This is a genomic window from Mesorhizobium sp. M8A.F.Ca.ET.021.01.1.1, assembly GCF_003998025.1.
Taxonomy (GTDB): domain Bacteria; phylum Pseudomonadota; class Alphaproteobacteria; order Rhizobiales; family Rhizobiaceae; genus Mesorhizobium.
In genome coordinates, this window is sequence record NZ_RZSJ01000068.1 from 1 (window position 1) to 16,788 (window position 16,788).

Here is a 16,788-nt window from a genome sequence, read left to right on the forward strand (position 1 = left end):
GCATCCATCCGATCGCCGGCCAGGGCCTCAATCTCGGCTTCAAGGATGTGGCCGCACTTGCCGAGGTGATCGTCGAGGCCGACCGGCTCGGCCAGGACATCGGCGCTCTAGACGTGCTGGAGCGCTACCAGCAATGGCGCCGTTTCGACACGGTGCAGATGGGCATCACGACGGATGTGCTGAACCGGTTGTTTTCCAACGACATCACCCCGCTGCGCACCGTCCGCGACATCGGCCTCGGCCTCGTCGAACGCATGCCACGGCTGAAGGAGTTCTTCATCCGCCAGGCATCGGGCCTTTCCGCCGGCACGCCAAGGCTGCTGAAGGGCGAGGCGATCTGAACCTGCCCAGCTTCGTCATCAATCACCAAGGTCTGCGAACTGCCGATGGACCCAAGGGTCCTAGTTCACTTCAAAACCGAGCTTCTGGCGCAGCCGCAGCATGCGCTGGTCCGGTATCTTCAGGCCCCGCTCACCGCCTTGAGCAACCCGGTTCAGCATCTGCAGCAGATCGTCCCGTTCGCTCGGGTCGAGGCGTTCGCGCAAGAAGGGTGCTAGCTTGTCGATGACAATGGTGGTGTCGTCTATTTGCGAGGCAGCCCACTTGGCATAGACAACCGCCTCGTCGGTCTTCTTCTGGCCGGCCGCGATCTGCGAAATCACCTCGCGAATGACAGCCTCGCGCTGCGGCAGAACCGGGCCATCTTCCGAAACCATCGCGGTGATCAGCGTCGCGGCGGCCACAACCGGATCGTCGATCGCCGTCAGCGGCGAGAGCGCGGCCTGCTTGCGCAGTTTCTTGCGCCTGATGTTGCCTTGCACGCGCCCGACGACGTCGGCGACCTCGCGCGCGGCGTCGTTCATCGCCTTCATCCGGTACCACCAGAACGCCGCCGCGCCGAGCACGCCAAGGACAGCAATCAGGAAAGGCATGTCCAAATCCCCCGAAAATCCCGGCGACGATAGGAGAACTGTCGCGTTGCTTCAACACGCAAGAGTTGCCTCTAACGAAGAAAAAACAATTCGTGGCTGGTGAAGCTTAGGCGGGTAAACAAGCCGGTTCGCGCCATCGAAGCCGGGGGGCGCCTATGACCCCGGTATGTCGTAGACGGCCCGAACCTCGATCGTGCCGATTTCGGCCAGCGGAATGCCGGCGGCAATGTCCAGCGCCTCGTCGAGATTTTCGGCCTCGACCATGACGAAGCCAAGCAACTGCTCCTTGGTTTCGGCGAAGGGCCCATCGATGATCAATCGCTTGCCCGTGCGACGGCGCACGGTCTTGGCTGTCGTCACCGATTGCAGTGCCTGCGCGACGATCAGCTTGCCTTGTTGATCCAATGACCTGTCGTAGGCCAGCGAGTCGGCGTCGAGTTTGGCCGACCTTTCGGCGGTAAGTGCATAAAGATCTTTTTCCTCACCATAGACCAGACAGACATATTTCATTTCAAGCTCCCTTCCTGCGCCAAACCATAGGATGCGGCGACAACCATGTCAGCCTTGCGGTCGACCGCCGCCGCATGATCGAGAAGGCATGCCGCGACCACAATGATGGCAACAGCGGCCAGCAGCCTGCCGAAGCCGGACGCCGGCGGGTCCAGCCAGAAGTCTTCCTCTCGCTCAGGCCTGCGGCCCGGCCTCTTCCACAGCGCGAAAAACAGATTGTCCATGTGAACCTCCATCCGGCCACAATTCCCGTGGCCGCCCGCAGGACGGTCGGCCCGGATGGAAGCCGACATTTTTGCATGCATATTTTTTCCCGGAAGAAGGGGGCCGTCATCGCGCCGTGGTGCAAACAGCGCAGTGGTCTTCGCGCACGCCCGCGCTATAGTTGGCCTGACGCTGGCTCACCCACGACAAAGTTCACGACAACCCAGGAGGACTCCATGGACCGCACCGCAAACGCCGTCTGGAAAGGCAATCTGAAAGAAGGCAAGGGCACGCTCGACACCCAGAGCGGAACCCTGAAGGGTACGCCCTATTCGTTCAAGGCGCGCTTCGAGGACGAAAGCGGCAAATCCGGCACCAATCCGGAAGAGTTGATCGCCGCCGCCCATGCCGGCTGCTACGCCATGCAGCTCTCGCATTTCCTGGCCGAGAACGGCACGCCGGCGGAAGAACTCGACGCCAAGGCCGTGGTGACGCTGGTTCCCGGCACCGGCATCACGGGCAGCGCGATCACGCTGGTCGGCAAGGTGCCCGGCATCGATGCGGCGAAGTTCAAGGAACTGGCCGAGAAGGCCAAGGCCGAATGCCCGGTTTCCAAGGCGCTCGGCGCGATCAAGGTTTCGCTCGACGCCAAGCTTGGCTGAGATTGCGGCATCCCGTGTGAAATCCGGCGCGCATGGTCGCGCCGGGCACGTTAATCAGAGAAGAGGGCTAAGCGCCCAGCGCATCAAGCCGCGCGCGTAGTGCCGCGACTTCCTGCTCCAGCGCCTCCAACCGCGCTTCCAGGTCGGAGGCAGGCATCGCCGTCACACTCCGTTGCGCCGATAGCGCTGCGACGTCCACCGGGCCGGCGAGCAGATGCACATAGCGGTCCTCGCGCTGGCCCGGCCCGCGCGGAATTTCCTGCACCAACGGCGGCCGGCGGCCGATCAGCATGTCGAGTTCTCCGCGCAGATCCTCGATCGACGAAAACCGTGCCATGCGCTCGGCTCGCGCCAGCAGTTCATGCGCCGTCTGCGGTCCGCGCAGCAAGAGCAGGCCAAGCAAGGCGGTCTGCGGCGTGGTCAGTGAAAAGCGCTGCGCCATCTGGTGCTCGTAGCGCTCGACGCGCGAGCCGAACATCTGCCGCACCAGCCCTTTCTGCTCAAGCAGCTTCAGCGCCCGGTGCACCTCTGTCTGTTCCAGCGCCATGACAGGCTCACGCGCCGTCTTCTGGTTGGCCGCGGCAAGTGCCGCATTGAGCGTCAGCGGATAGACGTCCGGCGTCAGCTCCTTCTTCTCGATCAGGCAGCCAAGCACGCGCGCTTCGACGGGAGAGAGGATGGGAAGGTCAGTCATTGGGCTGCTATCCTTTCTGACGCTCGCGGGACAGCGCCCCTCTCTGTCCTGCCGGACATCTCCCCCCCATGGGGGGATCGGCAGCTTCGCCGACGGCGCCCGATCTTTCAACCTTGAGATTGGCCAAAGCCAGGATGACGGCCAATCTCCCCATCCGTGGGGGAGATGTCCGGCAGGACAAAGGGGGGCGCGAAGGATCGCTGCGTTGGAGATTGCCGCAAGCGAAGGCCTAAACCCGTCTCTCCACCATCATCTTCTTGATTTCGGCGATCGCCTTCGCGGGATTCAGCCCCTTCGGGCAGGTCTGCGCGCAATTCATGATGGTGTGGCAGCGATAGAGCCGGAACGGGTCTTCCAGATTGTCGAGTCGTTCGCCCTTGGCCTCGTCGCGGCTGTCGATCAGCCAGCGATAGGCCTGCAGCAGTGTCGCCGGGCCGAGATAGCGGTCGCCGTTCCACCAGTAGCTCGGGCACGAGGTCGAGCAGCAGGCGCACAGGATGCATTCATAGAGCCCGTCGAGCTTCTCGCGGTCTTCATGGCTCTGCAGCCATTCCTTGGCCGGCGTCGGCGACACCGTCTTCAGCCACGGCTCGATCGAGGCGTGCTGGGCATAGAAATTGGTGAGGTCGGGCACCAGGTCCTTGACCACCTGCATATGCGGCAGCGGGTAGACCTTGACGGCGCCGGAAATGTCGTCACAGCCCTTGGTGCAGGCGAGCGTGTTCGAACCGTCGATGTTCATGGCGCAGGAGCCGCAAATACCTTCGCGGCAGGAGCGGCGCAAGGCCAGCGTCGGATCGATCTTGTTCTTGATGTAGAGCAGCGCGTCGAGAACCATCGGCCCGCAATCGTCCATGTCGACGAAATAGGTGTCCATGCGCGGGTTCTCGTCATCGTCCGGCGACCAGCGGTAGATGCGGTATTCGCGCAGGTTGGTCGCGCCTTCCGGCTTCGGCCAGGTCTTGCCCTGCTGGACCTTGGAATTCTTGGGAAGCGTGAGTTCGACCATTACCTCAGGTCCTTTCGGATGACGAGCTTCAGCCCGGACCAGATTTCGTTCACGGCGGCGACCTTGACGTCGACAAGGTCGAACTTGAGCGCTTCAGCGCGGACAACGCCCTCGGTGACGTCGGTGACCACCTTCGAGGCCTTCTTTGGCCAGGACACCCAGACCATGCCATCGCGCTTGATCGCCGCTTCGACGGCGCCGAGGCGATCCTCGATCTCGGCGCGCTGTCTGGTGAAGGCGTGGACGGCATCGTATTTCAGGGTTGCGCCCGAAATGTCGGACCATTCGGCCAGCCGGTCGACCTCGGCGAAATCAACGGCCCCTGTGAGGCTCTCGAGTTCCCTCGGCAGCGCGATGAAGGCGGCAATCATGCCGTCCTTCAGGCCGAGCTTGGCCGGAAGGGGCGTACCGGAATATCCCGCCGCCGTAGCCATTGTCAGTACACTCGCGCCTTCGGCGCGATCTTGGCGAGACTGATGCCGCCGTCCTTTTCGGCCACCAGCGGCTCGGTGTGCACCGGCCGGTAGGTCAGCGTGACATTGCCGTCCTCGCTCAGATGGGCAAGCGTGTGCTTGCGCCAGTTGGCATCGTCACGGGCGGAAAAATCTTCCCGCGCATGCGCGCCGCGGCTCTCCTTGCGCGCTTCGGCGCCATAGACGGTGGTGATGGCGTTGGCCATCAGGTTTTCCAGCTCCAGCGTCTCGACCAGGTCCGAATTCCAGATCATCGAGCGGTCGGTGACCTTGATGTCCTTGAGCTCGCCCCAGATCTCGGAAACGCGCTTGCAGCCTTTTTCGAGCGATTCCTGCGTGCGGAACACCGCAGCGTCCTCCTGCATGGCGCGTTGCATCTTCTCGCGCAGCACCGCCGTCGGCGTTGAGCCGTTGGCATGACGCAGCCTGTCGAAGCGGTCCATGATCTTCTCGACCGAGGCCGCGTTGGGCGAAGGGATGGGCGAATTGCGGTCGATCACCTCGCCGGCGCGGATGGCCGCGGCACGGCCGAAGACGACCAGATCGATCAGCGAATTCGAGCCCAGCCGGTTGGCGCCGTGCACGGATGCGCAGGCGGCCTCGCCGACCGCCATCAGGCCGGGCGAGACCCGGTCTGGATTTTCGGCGGTCGGGTTGAGCACCTCGCCCCAATAATTGGTCGGCACGCCGCCCATATTGTAATGCACCGTCGGCAGCACCGGGATCGGCTCCTTGGTCAGGTCGACGCCGGCGAAGATCTTGGCCGATTCCGAGATGCCCGGCAGCCGCTCATGCAGCACGGCCGGGTCGAGATGGTCGAGGTGCAGGAAGATGTGATCCTTCTTCGGCCCGACGCCGCGGCCTTCGCGGATCTCCATCGTCATGCAGCGTGAGACCACGTCGCGCGAGGCAAGGTCCTTGGCCGACGGCGCATAGCGCTCCATGAAGCGCTCACCCTCGGAATTGACGAGATAGCCGCCCTCGCCGCGCGCGCCTTCGGTGATCAGGCAGCCGGCGCCGTAAATGCCGGTCGGATGGAACTGCACGAACTCCATGTCCTGCAGCGCAAGCCCCGCGCGCGCCGCCATGCCGCCGCCGTCGCCGGTGCAGGTATGCGCCGAGGTGGCGGAGAAATAGGCGCGGCCATAGCCGCCGGTCGCCAGCACCACCATCTTGGCGGAGAAACGGTGGATGGTGCCGTCGTCGAGGTTCCAGGCCACCACGCCGGTGCAGGTGCCGTCCGGCTCCATGATCAGGTCGAGCGCGAAATATTCGATGAAGAACTGCGCGTTGTTCTTCAGCGACTGGCCGTAGAGCGTGTGCAGCATGGCATGACCGGTACGGTCGGCGGCCGCGCAGGTGCGCTGCACCGGCGGGCCTTCGCCGAAATTCATCATCATGCCGCCGAACGGCCGCTGGTAGATCTTGCCCTCTTCCGTGCGCGAGAACGGCACACCGTAGTGCTCGAGCTCGTAGACTGCCCCAGGCGCCTCGCGCACCATGTATTCCTGCGCGTCGATGTCGCCCAGCCAGTCCGACCCCTTGACGGTGTCGAAGAGGTGCCACTGCCAGTTGTCCGGACCCATATTGGCGAGCGAGGCGGCGATGCCGCCTTGCGCGGCGACCGTATGCGAGCGCGTCGGGAACACTTTGGTGATGCAGGCCGTGCGCAGGCCCTGTTCGGCCATGCCGAGCGTGGCGCGCAGGCCAGCGCCTCCGGCGCCGACGATGACCACGTCGAACTTGTGGTCGACAAAGGTGTAGCCTGCCGTGTTGGCTGATTTCGTGTCCTGGGCCAAGACTTCAGCCTCCGAATGCCAGTTTGAGCAGGGCGAAGAGCGAAGCGACGCCGACCGCTATCGAAAAGAAGGTGTTGAGTGCGATCAGCGCGAGCTTCATGCCCTCGCCATGCACATAGTCCTCGATGATCACCTGCATGCCGAGCCGCATATGATAGAGCCCGGAGATGAGCATCAGCGCCAGCACCAGGGCCACGAAGGGATTGGCGAGCGTCGCGCGCACTTCCGCGTAGCCATGGCCGTTGAGCGCGATGAGGAAGCCGACGAAGAACAGCGTCAGCGGGATGTTGGCGATCGCCGTGAGGCGCTGGCGCCAGAAATGCCCGGTGCCTTCGCGGGCCGAGCCCAGGCCGCGGACCTTGCCGAGCGGCGTACGCATGTCGGTCTTTCCGGTGCTCATGGTCAGGCTCCCCGCGCCATATAGCCGGCGATCCAGATCAGGAGTGTGAGCAGGACCGAACCGGCAAGCGTCGCCCAGGCGATCTTCGAGGCCGTGTGTTTTTCCAGGCCGGCGCCGGTGTCCCAGACCAGATGGCGGACACCACCCAGCATGTGATGCATCAGCGCCCAGGTGTAGCCGAACAGGATGAGCCGGCCGAGCCAGGTGCCGAAAGCCCAGTTCACCCAGTCGAACGTGGCTTGCGAACTCGCCGCCGCCATCAGCCAGACGGCGACCAGCAGCGTGCCGAAATAGAGCGCGCCACCCGTGATGCGATGGATGATCGACATCGTCATGGTGATCGGCGGCCGGTAGACCGTCAGGTGCGGCGAAAGCGGCCTTTCGCGTCTGGCTTGGGTGGCTGGTGATTTGCTCATGGCTGCCCCAGTTCGGCGTCTCCCGCCTCAGGTGGAAATGCGGCATTGCCGCTTCCGGTTGCGACTTCGGACAGCCGGTTTCTAATGCTCTTTTTGCACCGCGTCAAAGCCAGAAAACCGTTTCGAAAACGTAATTTAGTCTGACTAAAAGGCCGGATGCGGCTTCAATCGATTAGCGGCTGGGGACCCGAAGCCGGCTCGATATCGCTGCAGTGCAGCATGTCTGGCCCGGGGCGCTGCCGTGTCGGGATTTGCGTCAGCGGGTGCAGGTCTGCGGCGTCGACCCTCTCTTCATCACCAGCGCCTCGCGTCCGTCGATCACGATTGCGTCATGCGTCACCGCCTGGTAGCGGCTGCTCTGGTTGGCCGGCGACGCCGCGAACTCCTCGGTGGCGCCTTCCTGCCCCACCACGCGCAACGACGTGCCGAGATTTTGGATGGTGATCATGCCGCCATTGCCGCATCTATAGGTGGCCGTGCCCGTGGTGAAGCGTGGCGCCGTGAGATCCGTGGTGATCTTGGTCGCCGGCGGCGCGGGCTTTTGCTGGGCGGGGGCGGCAGGCGCCACCACGGGTGTCACCGTGCTCGCTGCCTTGGGCGCGCCGTCTTGCGGCACACAGGCACCGGCCGCGAGAAGCAGCGCAATAACGAACGACACCCGAACCGTTCGGCCAAATATCATGTGCTGCCCCTCTCATGCCCGGGCACGCTAGCCACGCGGCGCGCCAAGATCAAGTTCACCCGGGATTCCAGCGGGCCACGCCGGCCGGCTGTGGATATCGGCGGCAACTCGAACGCGACGCCTATAAATTAACCATGTTCATTAAGAAACGGCCAGGGAACCGCTCCTCCCCTTAACAAAGGTTAAGAAAGGGTTAATTTCCGATTCGGACCAGATCGGGGCGCGATCTCTCTCGCGCCGACAAAGGGAGAGCGACATGCGTTCCAAATCAGTGCGGGCCAAATCAGTACGGACAAGCCTCGCGGCCGTCACGCTGACGGCACTTGCGGTTGCGGTGGCCGCGCCGGCCGAGGCCGGCTTGCGCCACCATGACCGCGTCTACGCCGATTCGTTCGGCAATCTCGTCATCGACAGCGCCGCCGGCTACAAGCGCATCATTGTCGGCGAAGGCAAGCTGGCCAAACAGCTGTCCGACTACACCAGCGCCGGCCAGCCCAAAGTGATCTACCAGAACGAATCCGACGACATATCGGGCGACGGCGACTGCTATCGCCCGCCGGTGTTCGTCAAGGGCCGCTCCTATATGTACGGCCTTTCCGATGGCGGGATGCCGCAGCTCAGCCCCTGCCGCTGAAACGGGCCTGGCCGATTTTTACCACGGCCAGCCCATCGGCCGGCCCGGTGGAGACACGCACGCAGTCGCGCCCGGCATTCTTTGCCAGATAGAGCGCTTCATCCGCACGCCGCATCAGGTCGGAGAAACCCTCGCCGATGTGAAGCTCGGCAATGCCGAAGCTCGACGTGCAGCGGCTGTCGGCCGGCAGCCCGCTGATGGGCAACGCGCCGAATGCGTGGCGGGTGCCTTCCGCGAACAGCCGGGCGGTTGCAAGATTGGCGCCTGACAGGATAACGGCGAACTCCTCGCCACCGATGCGGCCAACCACGTGATGGCTCTCGGCCGCTTCTCGCAGCAGGCCGGCGAAGGTCTCGATCACCCGATCGCCGGAGGCATGGCCGAAACTGTCGTTGATGGTCTTGAAATGATCGAGATCGGCAATGACCATTGCCACCGGCATGCCCGAACGCGTGGCGTCGTGCACGGCCAGCTCCGCTCGGCACGTGAAGCCGCCACGGTTGAGCAGGCCCGACAGCGTGTCCATCTCCGACTTCGATGTCACTTCGGCGAGTATGTCGCGGACCAGGATGGCCAGAATGAGCAGCGCCAGCGCCAGCCCGAAGACCGTGCCGAGCGACTGCGACACCAGCGCGTAGCTGCTTTGCAGATAGGCCTGCGGATTGGCGCCCCAGCCGCCCAGCGCATGCGCGATGAAAGGCTTTGAGGCAAACTGCAGGCCGCTGGCGGCAAGCACCGCCATCAGGATCAGATCGAGCCGGCCACGGCTTTGCCGCGACGACCAGACGATGCCAAGGCCGACGAACTGCATGACTGCGTAGGGAAGCTGGTAGGCCATCATGCGAGTGAGCGACTGGCGCGGCAGATCCTGCACGAAATAGACCGCGATGGTGGCGGCGGCCAGGAAGAACAGCATCGGCGTCCATGGCGGCGCCACGCCATATTTTCGCGCAAGCCCGCCATTGAAGGCAATGGTGGCGCCAAGGAAGACGGCGAAGGCGGCAGCCACCGGAAGCCGCGCGTCGCTGAAGGCGGGAATGCTGAATTCGATGGCAAAGTAGGCCATGCCCAGGACATAGCCTGACGCCAGCCAGCGCGCCGGGGCGCGGCCGGCATCATGGAACGAGACCGCCATGAAGGATGCCGCCAGCAGGCCGGCAACCGACAGGTTGATCAACAGGATGAAGTTGGCGCCGTTCATAGATCCTCAAACCCCCGCCGACAGCTAAACATCGACGGGCGAAAAAGACGTTAACGCGAAGCGCGGAGGTGGTGGTCAGCAGGCCTTGACCGGCTCCGGCACGAACACCGTCTCCGGTCGCTCGTAGGAAAGGCGCACGCTGTCGCGACCGTTTTTCTTGGCCTTGTAAAGCGCCTCGTCGGCCCGGCGCATCAAGGGTTCCAGCGTCTCGTCGCCGCTGCGGGCCGCCACGCCGAAGCTGGCGGTGACCTTGGTGCCGGCGGGAAGCCCGTCGACGCCGCCGGCCGAATAGACCGTGCGCACCGCTTCGGCGAACAGCCGCGCGGCGGCGAGATCGGTCAGCGGCAGGAGCACGGCGAACTCCTCCCCGCCGATACGGCCCGCGGCACCTCGTGCTCCCGTGGCCGAGCGCAGTTTGGCGGCGAAGTCCGCGATCACCCGGTCGCCGGCGGCGTGCCCGTGCACGTCGTTGAGGGCCTTGAAATGGTCGAGGTCGGCCAGCACCAGCGCCACCGGGAATTTGGCCACGGCGCAACGCTGCAGCAGCATGGCCGCGCGCTCCCCGAAACCTCGGCGGTTGAGCAGCCCCGAAAGCGGATCGGTATGGGTTTCCGTCTTGAGTGCCTTCATCACGTCGAGCGCGGCGGCGGTGAAGAGGCAAAGCGCAATCAGCAGCGACAGCAGCGCGTGCGACAACAGCGCCGTCGTCCAATAGGACGAGCCGTAGAAGCCGTCATAACTGGCGAAGGGCCCGTGCGCGATGACCACCACCAGGGTGCGCACGAAGAAGTTGACGCTGGACAGCAGCGACAACACGAACAGGATCATTTCTGTCGGGCCATTGTTGCGCACCGGACGCAGTTCGGCGGCGACGAGCAGGCTGACGCCACCGAAACCGAAATTCATCGCCAGGATGCGCCAAGTGAGATCCGGCGTGACGAACAGGAACCACGCGAAGGCCGCAAGGCCGCCGCCCGCCAGAACGGCGATTCCCACTGCGGGCACCTTCCTGCCATAGCGGGCGATGATGGCGCCGGACAGGCAGCAGGCGGCGATGGAGAAGCAGATGTTCGACACCAGCTTGGTCAGCACCACGCCAATGGGCAAGGTGAAATACTGGAACAGGAATCCCGGCGCCGAGACGCAGTAGCTGAGCGCCAGCACCGCCAGGTAGGGACGATGGCGCTGATGGAACCACAGGACGAGGAACGCCGCGCCGAGCGCCAGCGCGATCGTCGGATTGAGCAGCGCTATCAATAGGCCGGTGTCCAAAGGACCGTGACTTCCCTTCGTTTGACGTCGGGGAAGACCATAGGGGGCAAGCCCAAACAAGCGGTTAAGCGAAGGCGCATATGCGGCCGCGTGAATGAAGAAAGGCCCCGGACAGCGACGCGGTCCGGGGCCTGGAATGCGCTCGGGATCGGACGGCCTACTTCCAGTCGCGGATGTCGACGAAGTGGCCGGCGATCGCCGCCGCCGCCGCCATCGCCGGCGACACCAGATGGGTGCGGCCCTTGAAGCCCTGCCGGCCCTCGAAATTGCGGTTCGAGGTCGAGGCGCAGCGTTCATGCGGCTTCAGCCGGTCGTCGTTCATGGCAAGGCACATCGAGCAGCCCGGCTCGCGCCAGTCGAACCCGGCGGCGCGGAAGATCTTGTCGAGACCCTCGGCTTCCGCCTGCTCCTTGACCAGGCCGGAGCCCGGCACGATCATGGCATCGACATGCGGGCTGACCGTCTTGCCTTCGACCACCTTGGCGACGGCGCGCAGATCCTCGATGCGGCCATTGGTGCAGGAGCCGATGAAGACGCGGTCGAGCGTGATGTCGGTGATCTTCGTCCCCGGCGTCAGGCCCATATAGTCGAGCGCGCGCAGCTTGGAGGTGCGCTTGTTCTCGTCTGGAATGTCTTCCGGGTTGGGCACGATGCCTTGCACGGAGACGACGTCCTCGGGCGAGGAACCCCAGGAGACGATCGGCGGCAGCTTGGCCGCGTCGAGCACGATCACCTTGTCGAAATGCGCGCCTTCGTCGGTCCGCAGCGTCTTCCAGTATTCGAGCGCCGCGTTCCAGGCAGCGCCCTTGGGCGCGCGCGGCTTGTCCTTGACATAGGCGAAGGTGGTCTCGTCCGCCGCGATCAGGCCGGCGCGCGCACCGCCCTCGATCGACATGTTGCAGATCGTCATGCGGCCTTCCATCGACAGCGCACGGATCGCCTCGCCGGCATATTCGATGACGTAGCCGGTGCCGCCGGCGGTGCCGATCTCGCCGATGATGGCGAGGATGATGTCCTTGGCGGTGACGCCTTCGGGCAGCACGCCATCGACGCGCACAAGCATGTTCTTGGCCTTGCGCTGGATCAGCGTCTGCGTCGCCAGCACATGCTCGACCTCGGACGTGCCGATGCCATGCGCCAGCGCGCCGAAAGCACCATGGGTGGAGGTGTGGCTGTCGCCGCAGACGATGGTCATGCCGGGCAGCGTAAAGCCCTGCTCGGGGCCGATGATGTGGACGATGCCCTGGCGGATATCGTTCTCCGAATAATACTCGACGCCGAAATCCCTGGCGTTCTTGGCCAGCGCCTCGACCTGGATGCGGCTTTCCTCGTTCTTGATGCCGAACTTGCGCTCGGGCGAAGTCGAGACATTGTGATCGACCACGGCCAGCGTCTTTTCCGGATGGCGAACTTTTCGGCCGCTCATGCGCAGCCCTTCGAAGGCCTGCGGGCTGGTCACTTCATGGACGAGGTGGCGGTCGATATAGAGCAGGCAGGTGCCGTCGTCCTGGCGGTCGACGACATGGTCGTCGAAAATCTTGTCGTAGAGGGTGCGCGGTGCGCTCATGTGCGTAAATCCGTCGATATGAGAATGGGAAAGAGCTGATGCCGCAAACCCGCGGCCGGCCGTCAGGATCAGCGAAGTCGGCTGGTCAGGGCGCCGGACACGCGCGCGGAAAAGCGCGACGGCAGGCGTTTTCTGTCCTGCAGCACGAATCCCTTGTAAGCCGGATCGCCAAAAAGCTCTTCCATGGCCGGGTAGATAGCAATGTTTTGGCTTTTCGGCAATTGCGGCGTGGGTCAGCGCTTCTTCCTTCTCCCCTTGTGGGAGAAGGTGTCGCCGCAGGCGACGGATGAGGGGTGTTCCAGCGGAGTGAGACGCTGGCTTTCCCCTGGAACACCCCTCATCCGTCTCGGCGCTATCGCGCCGATCCACCTTCCCCCACAAGGGGGGAAGGGAAGTCCGCTCAAAGCACCTCGAACACAAACGTCTTCACCAGAGCCTCCGGCTCGCCGATCGCATAGCAGCGGAACCACGGGCTTGCCTCGACCGCCCGCCATTTCCCTGCCTGCTCCAATTCGTCGAAGACAGCCTGAAAACCGCCGCTCTCGAACACCTGGTCGCGCACGGTGAAGATGGCGTGGCCGCCCTTCTTCGTGATGCGCACCAGTTCGTGCAGGCTCGATGCCGGCGCATGGCTGATTGTGAACACGCCGGTCGAGAAGAAGGCTCGGAAATGCCCATCCGGCCACGGCAGCGGTCCGCCCAGCATCGCCTGCTTCAGTTCGCTGTAGGCGTTGCGGCTGCCGGCGATCTTGAGCATGTCGTTCGAGAGATCCAGCCCGGCGATGTCGCCGTAGCCGAGCGCCTTCAACGAAGGTCCCGACAGGCCGGTGCCGCAGCCGGCGTCGAGCAGCGGCCCCTCGCCCGCCGGCACGTGGCGCGCCACCCAGGCGGTGATCAGGAACGGCAGGAGATAACCGAGCGAGGCGGTCTCGCTGTCATAGGTCGCCGCCCATGCGGCATAGGCCTGCGCCAGCGTTTCGGGCGTATCGGCGGTGTAGACCGAATCCAGCGCCGCATTGGCCTTGTCGATGTTCATGGGCAAGCTCCTCCTCCGGTCAGCAGCCGAGCCTAACGCTGTCCTTGCCGAAAAACTATTCCTCCTGCTGGCGGCGCAAACGCCGCTCCAGCGTCCTGAGCGCCAGCGAAAGGCCGACTGTGAGGATGAGGTAGATATAGGCCGTTATCGAATAGGTCTCGAAGAAGCGGAATGAGCCGGCCGCATAGACCTTGCCCATCTGGGTGATGTCGGCGACGCCGAGCACCGAGACCAGCGAGGAATCCTTGACCAGGGCGACGAAATCATTGCCGAGCGGCGGCAGGATGGTGCGGATCGCCTGGGGGAACACGACCAGCCGGAAGCGCTGCGCGCGACTCAGCCCCAAAGCCTTCGCCGCCTCTATCTGGCCTTTCTCGACCGACTGGATGCCGGCCCGGAAGACCTCCGAGATGAAGGCCGAATAGCCGATGGTCAGCGCCATGATGGCGCGCCACAGCAACGACACGTCGCGCACCAGAAGCTCGCCGAACAGGCCGGCATTCTGCAGCGGCGCGGTCAGCGCGTTCCAGGCCGCGACGGAGGCCGGCGCGCCGGCAAACGCGATCCAGAACAGCAGCACCAGGATCGGCACGCCACGGATGATCTCGACATAGAAGCGCGCGATCTGCCGCAGCCAGGTTGAAGCAGACAGGCCCATCAGCGCGATGCCGAGACCGATGACCGACGCCATGGCGAAGGCAACGACGGTGACGAAGACGGTGATGCCGATACCCTTGGCGACGGTGGCGAAGACCTGGGCGTAGAGATCGCTGGTGGCGATGAACAGCGCCGCCGCCAAGGCAAGGATGGCGGCGACGGCCAGCCACCAGGGGAATTCGGGTTTGGTGGTGGATGCGGATGGCATCAAAAGGCGCCGGAAAGGAAATCGCGCCGAGTCAGCGCAATTTCCTGCAAATCCACTGCGCGCACCAAGATGGGCTCACTGCCCCATCTTGTAATCAAGGAACCACTTCTTGTTCAGCGCATCCAGCGTGCCATCCGCCTTGAGCGCGGCGATCGCGGCGTTGACCGGCTTCACCAGGTCCGACCCCTTGGGGAAGATGAAGCCGAAATCCTCGGTGCCGAGCGGGCCGCCGATCAGCTTCAGCTTGCCCGCCGAAGCGTCGACATAGCCCTTGCCGGCGGTGCCGTCGGTCAGCACGACATCGACGTCGCCGGATTTCAGCGCCTGTACCGTGGCCCCGAACGTCTCGAACAGTTTGATGCGCGGGTTCTGCTCGTTGCCGTCGAGCACGCTGTAGACGGCGGTGTAGAACGGCGTCGTGCCTGCCTGCGCGCCGATCAGTCCGTCCTTGAAGGCGCCGAAGGTCTTGGCGTCGGTGAAGCGGCTTTCATCGCCGCGCACCAGCATGAACTGTTCCGAGCGCATGTAGGGATCGGAGAAATCCACCTTCTCCTTGCGGTCGTCCTTGATGGTGATGCCGGTCATGCCGATGTTGTACTGGTTGTCGGAAACCGCCTGGATCATCGCGTCCCAGGAGGTGTTCTGGTACTCGACCTTGAAATTGAGCCGCTTGGCGATCTCGTTCATCGCGTCATATTCCCAGCCGATCTGTTTGCCGGTCTTGGCATCGATGAACTGCAGCGGCGGATAGGCGTTTTCCGTCACCACCACCACCTTCTTGCCGCCGAGATCGGGCAGCGCCTGCGCGAAGGCGGCAACGGGCGCCAGGACCAGAGCCAACAGGCCGGCCAGCAGCAATTTTGATTTTGTCACGACACACCCCCGAAATGATTGGCCGCGCGATGCCGGCGCGGCAGGAAAATCCAGCGCCGACTTTAGCTTTCCGCAAGCGCCTTGCAAGACGGGTCCACTGCGACGTTACGCGTCAACGTGGATTCCCGTGCTTCTGGGAGGCGGTTTTGAGGACAGTCCTTGCCGCGATCAATCTTGGTCAATCGTGGCTTCGCGCAATCCCGCGACCAGGCGGGTGAGCGTGCCGTGTAGGGTTTTGAGCTCGGTCCGCTCCAGCGGCATGCCGCAATCGAGCGCGGTCTGCACATCCTTCATGTTCGCGCGCAGGGCCTGGCCCTTGGCCGTCGGCTCGACCAGCACCCGGCGCTCATCGGCGGCATCGCGCCGGCGGGTGACGAGCCCGCCCGCCTCCATCCGCTTGAGCAGCCGCGTCAGCGTCGCCGAATCCAGGCCGAGCGCCTCGCCAAGGTCGCCCACCGTGCTCGGCGCGCGTTCCCACAGCGCCAGCATCACCAGATATTGCGGATAGGTCAGGCCAAGCGGATCGAGCAGCGGCCGGTAGAGCTTAGTCATCAGCCCGCTCGCCGAATAGAGCGCGAAGCAGAGCTGCTGATCGAGCCGTGGCACGGGGATCGCCCCGGCGGCTTCCGCCGGGACTTCGCTGGCTTTCGTTTCGACCTTTGCCGTCATACCGCCTTTACCGAAAGCGCCACTTCGACATTGCCCCTGATGGCGTTCGAATAGGGGCAAATCTGATGCGCCGCCGATACAAGCGCTTCCGCGGCCGCCTGATCAAGGCCTTTCGTCTCCGCCGCCAACGCGACGCCGAGCCTGAAGCCCTCGCCATTGGGAAGCAGGCTGACCGTGGAGGTTACCGCGGCATCCGCGAGCGGCAGCTTCTGCTTGCGCGCGACGAAGCGGACGGCGCTTTCGAAGCAGGCGGCATAGCCGATGGCGAAGAGCTGCTCGGGATTGGTGGCGCCGCCCGGCCCGCCGAGCTCCTTGGGCATCGCCAGGTCGACCTTGAGCAAACCGTCAGCGGTCTCGCCATGGCCGGCGCGGCCGCCGGTGACGCGAGCCTGTGTGGTGTAGAGTGCCATATCGTAGTCTCCAATTAATTTGTACACGATTAGTTAGTACACAATATAATCAGGCGTCAAGCTCCCTGCCGCTGTGTTTTCGCTATCTTAGAGGATGGGAATCCCAGACTTCGTCATCCTAGGGTGTAGCAGTCGCGAAGCGACGTCGCGGAAACCCTAGGATCCATGCCGTGATGGTCAACCTAGCACAGCGGTTCAGATGGGGTCGCGCTCACCGGAGCCAGCTCTGCACCGTAGCGGCGCTCAGAAGTTGCGGCATGGATCCTCGGGTCTGCGCCGCGTCGCTTCGCTCCTTGCTTCGCCCGTGGATGACGACACACAGATGTCTCGGCCAATCGCCAAGGTGTCCGTAAACACGAAGAACCACGGTAGAATGCCTGGCTGTTCGCCAAAACGAAAAAGGCGGCCGAAGCCGCCTTTTGAATGGATTTCCGAAACCTTATTCGGCCGGAGTGGCTTCCGCGGCGGCCTTGGCTGCTT

The 16,788-nt window shown here is 64.0% G+C and carries 20 protein-coding genes and 1 pseudogene; 3 read left to right on the forward strand and 18 right to left on the reverse strand.

The window, feature by feature from the left end; translation table 11 throughout:
- Positions 1-341: pseudogene (locus EOA36_RS08405) on the forward strand (2-octaprenyl-6-methoxyphenyl hydroxylase); the annotation flags it as partial.
- 60 nt (positions 342-401) lie between these two features.
- Here the strand turns inward: EOA36_RS08405 and EOA36_RS08410 are convergent.
- The 3 genes from EOA36_RS08410 to EOA36_RS08420 all read right to left on the reverse strand — a co-directional run bounded on the left by EOA36_RS08410 (position 402) and on the right by EOA36_RS08420 (position 1,666).
- Positions 402-932: a hypothetical protein gene (locus EOA36_RS08410; RefSeq protein ID WP_127276759.1), complete on the reverse strand. Its 531-nt coding sequence runs from the start codon at positions 930-932 to the stop codon at positions 402-404.
- Between the two features lie 153 nt (positions 933-1,085).
- Positions 1,086-1,442, reverse strand: a complete 357-nt coding sequence (locus EOA36_RS08415; protein ID WP_127276761.1) for a YciI family protein — start codon at positions 1,440-1,442, stop codon at positions 1,086-1,088.
- Positions 1,439-1,666, reverse strand: a complete 228-nt coding sequence (locus tag EOA36_RS08420; protein ID WP_127276763.1) for a hypothetical protein — start codon at positions 1,664-1,666, stop codon at positions 1,439-1,441. Before EOA36_RS08420 ends, EOA36_RS08415 begins: the two co-directional genes overlap by 4 nt.
- A gap of 216 nt (positions 1,667-1,882) precedes the next feature.
- Between EOA36_RS08420 and EOA36_RS08425 the strand changes: the two genes are divergently transcribed.
- Complete coding sequence (locus EOA36_RS08425) at positions 1,883-2,308, forward strand: OsmC family protein (RefSeq protein WP_127276766.1); 426 nt, start codon at positions 1,883-1,885, stop codon at positions 2,306-2,308.
- A 67-nt stretch (positions 2,309-2,375) separates the two neighbouring features.
- On the opposite strand, the gene EOA36_RS08430 is transcribed toward EOA36_RS08425, so the two are convergent.
- The 7 genes from EOA36_RS08430 to EOA36_RS08465 form a co-directional block, all read right to left on the reverse strand.
- Positions 2,376-3,002: a DUF480 domain-containing protein gene (locus tag EOA36_RS08430; protein WP_127276769.1), complete on the reverse strand. Its 627-nt coding sequence runs from the start codon at positions 3,000-3,002 to the stop codon at positions 2,376-2,378.
- A 229-nt stretch (positions 3,003-3,231) separates the two neighbouring features.
- Positions 3,232-4,011 carry a succinate dehydrogenase iron-sulfur subunit gene (locus EOA36_RS08440; protein ID WP_127276771.1) on the reverse strand — a complete coding sequence of 260 codons (780 nt, stop codon included), beginning with the start codon at positions 4,009-4,011 and terminating at the stop codon, positions 3,232-3,234.
- A complete protein-coding gene (locus EOA36_RS08445) occupies positions 4,011-4,445 on the reverse strand; it encodes a DUF3052 domain-containing protein (protein WP_127276774.1) in 435 nt (144 codons plus the stop codon). The genes EOA36_RS08440 and EOA36_RS08445 overlap by 1 nt, the downstream gene beginning before the upstream one ends.
- Positions 4,446-4,447: 2 nt before the next feature.
- Positions 4,448-6,283, reverse strand: a complete 1,836-nt coding sequence (gene sdhA / locus EOA36_RS08450) for a succinate dehydrogenase flavoprotein subunit (RefSeq protein ID WP_127276776.1) — start codon at positions 6,281-6,283, stop codon at positions 4,448-4,450.
- 4 nt (positions 6,284-6,287) lie between these two features.
- The gene (sdhD, locus tag EOA36_RS08455; protein ID WP_127276778.1) at positions 6,288-6,683 is read right to left on the reverse strand and encodes a succinate dehydrogenase, hydrophobic membrane anchor protein; all 396 of its coding nucleotides are present in this window, start codon (positions 6,681-6,683) and stop codon (positions 6,288-6,290) included.
- Positions 6,684-6,685: 2 nt separating this feature from the next.
- Positions 6,686-7,099, reverse strand: coding sequence for a succinate dehydrogenase, cytochrome b556 subunit (gene sdhC / locus EOA36_RS08460; protein WP_127276780.1), 414 nt, complete (start codon positions 7,097-7,099; stop codon positions 6,686-6,688).
- A 256-nt stretch (positions 7,100-7,355) separates the two neighbouring features.
- Positions 7,356-7,781, reverse strand: coding sequence for a hypothetical protein (locus EOA36_RS08465; RefSeq protein WP_127276782.1), 426 nt, complete (start codon positions 7,779-7,781; stop codon positions 7,356-7,358).
- Between the two features lie 271 nt (positions 7,782-8,052).
- Between EOA36_RS08465 and EOA36_RS08470 the strand changes: the two genes are divergently transcribed.
- Positions 8,053-8,415 (forward strand): hypothetical protein, encoded by a 363-nt coding sequence (locus tag EOA36_RS08470; RefSeq protein WP_127276800.1) that lies wholly within the window; start codon positions 8,053-8,055, stop codon positions 8,413-8,415.
- On the opposite strand, the gene EOA36_RS08475 is transcribed toward EOA36_RS08470, so the two are convergent.
- The 8 genes from EOA36_RS08475 to EOA36_RS08515 all read right to left on the reverse strand — a co-directional run bounded on the left by EOA36_RS08475 (position 8,399) and on the right by EOA36_RS08515 (position 16,308).
- On the reverse strand, positions 8,399-9,616 hold the full coding sequence (locus tag EOA36_RS08475; protein ID WP_127276784.1) for a GGDEF domain-containing protein: 1,218 nt from the start codon (positions 9,614-9,616) through the stop codon (positions 8,399-8,401). The two genes, EOA36_RS08470 and EOA36_RS08475, sit on opposite strands and share 17 nt — an antisense overlap.
- Before the next feature lie 75 nt (positions 9,617-9,691).
- Positions 9,692-10,888 carry a GGDEF domain-containing protein gene (locus tag EOA36_RS08480; RefSeq protein ID WP_127276786.1) on the reverse strand — a complete coding sequence of 399 codons (1,197 nt, stop codon included), beginning with the start codon at positions 10,886-10,888 and terminating at the stop codon, positions 9,692-9,694.
- Between the two features lie 157 nt (positions 10,889-11,045).
- Entirely contained in the window at positions 11,046-12,455 is a 1,410-nt protein-coding gene (gene leuC / locus EOA36_RS08485) for a 3-isopropylmalate dehydratase large subunit (RefSeq protein ID WP_127276788.1), read from the reverse strand.
- Between the two features lie 400 nt (positions 12,456-12,855).
- On the reverse strand, positions 12,856-13,491 hold the full coding sequence (locus EOA36_RS08495; RefSeq protein ID WP_127276790.1) for a class I SAM-dependent methyltransferase: 636 nt from the start codon (positions 13,489-13,491) through the stop codon (positions 12,856-12,858).
- A 55-nt stretch (positions 13,492-13,546) separates the two neighbouring features.
- Positions 13,547-14,356 carry an amino acid ABC transporter permease gene (locus EOA36_RS08500; RefSeq protein WP_127276792.1) on the reverse strand — a complete coding sequence of 270 codons (810 nt, stop codon included), beginning with the start codon at positions 14,354-14,356 and terminating at the stop codon, positions 13,547-13,549.
- Positions 14,357-14,431: 75 nt separating this feature from the next.
- The gene (locus EOA36_RS08505; RefSeq protein ID WP_127276794.1) at positions 14,432-15,229 is read right to left on the reverse strand and encodes a transporter substrate-binding domain-containing protein; all 798 of its coding nucleotides are present in this window, start codon (positions 15,227-15,229) and stop codon (positions 14,432-14,434) included.
- Between the two features lie 168 nt (positions 15,230-15,397).
- Complete coding sequence (locus EOA36_RS08510) at positions 15,398-15,898, reverse strand: MarR family winged helix-turn-helix transcriptional regulator (protein WP_127276796.1); 501 nt, start codon at positions 15,896-15,898, stop codon at positions 15,398-15,400.
- Entirely contained in the window at positions 15,895-16,308 is a 414-nt protein-coding gene (locus tag EOA36_RS08515) for an organic hydroperoxide resistance protein (protein ID WP_127276798.1), read from the reverse strand. The genes EOA36_RS08510 and EOA36_RS08515 overlap by 4 nt, the downstream gene beginning before the upstream one ends.
- Positions 16,309-16,788 lie beyond the last annotated feature (480 nt).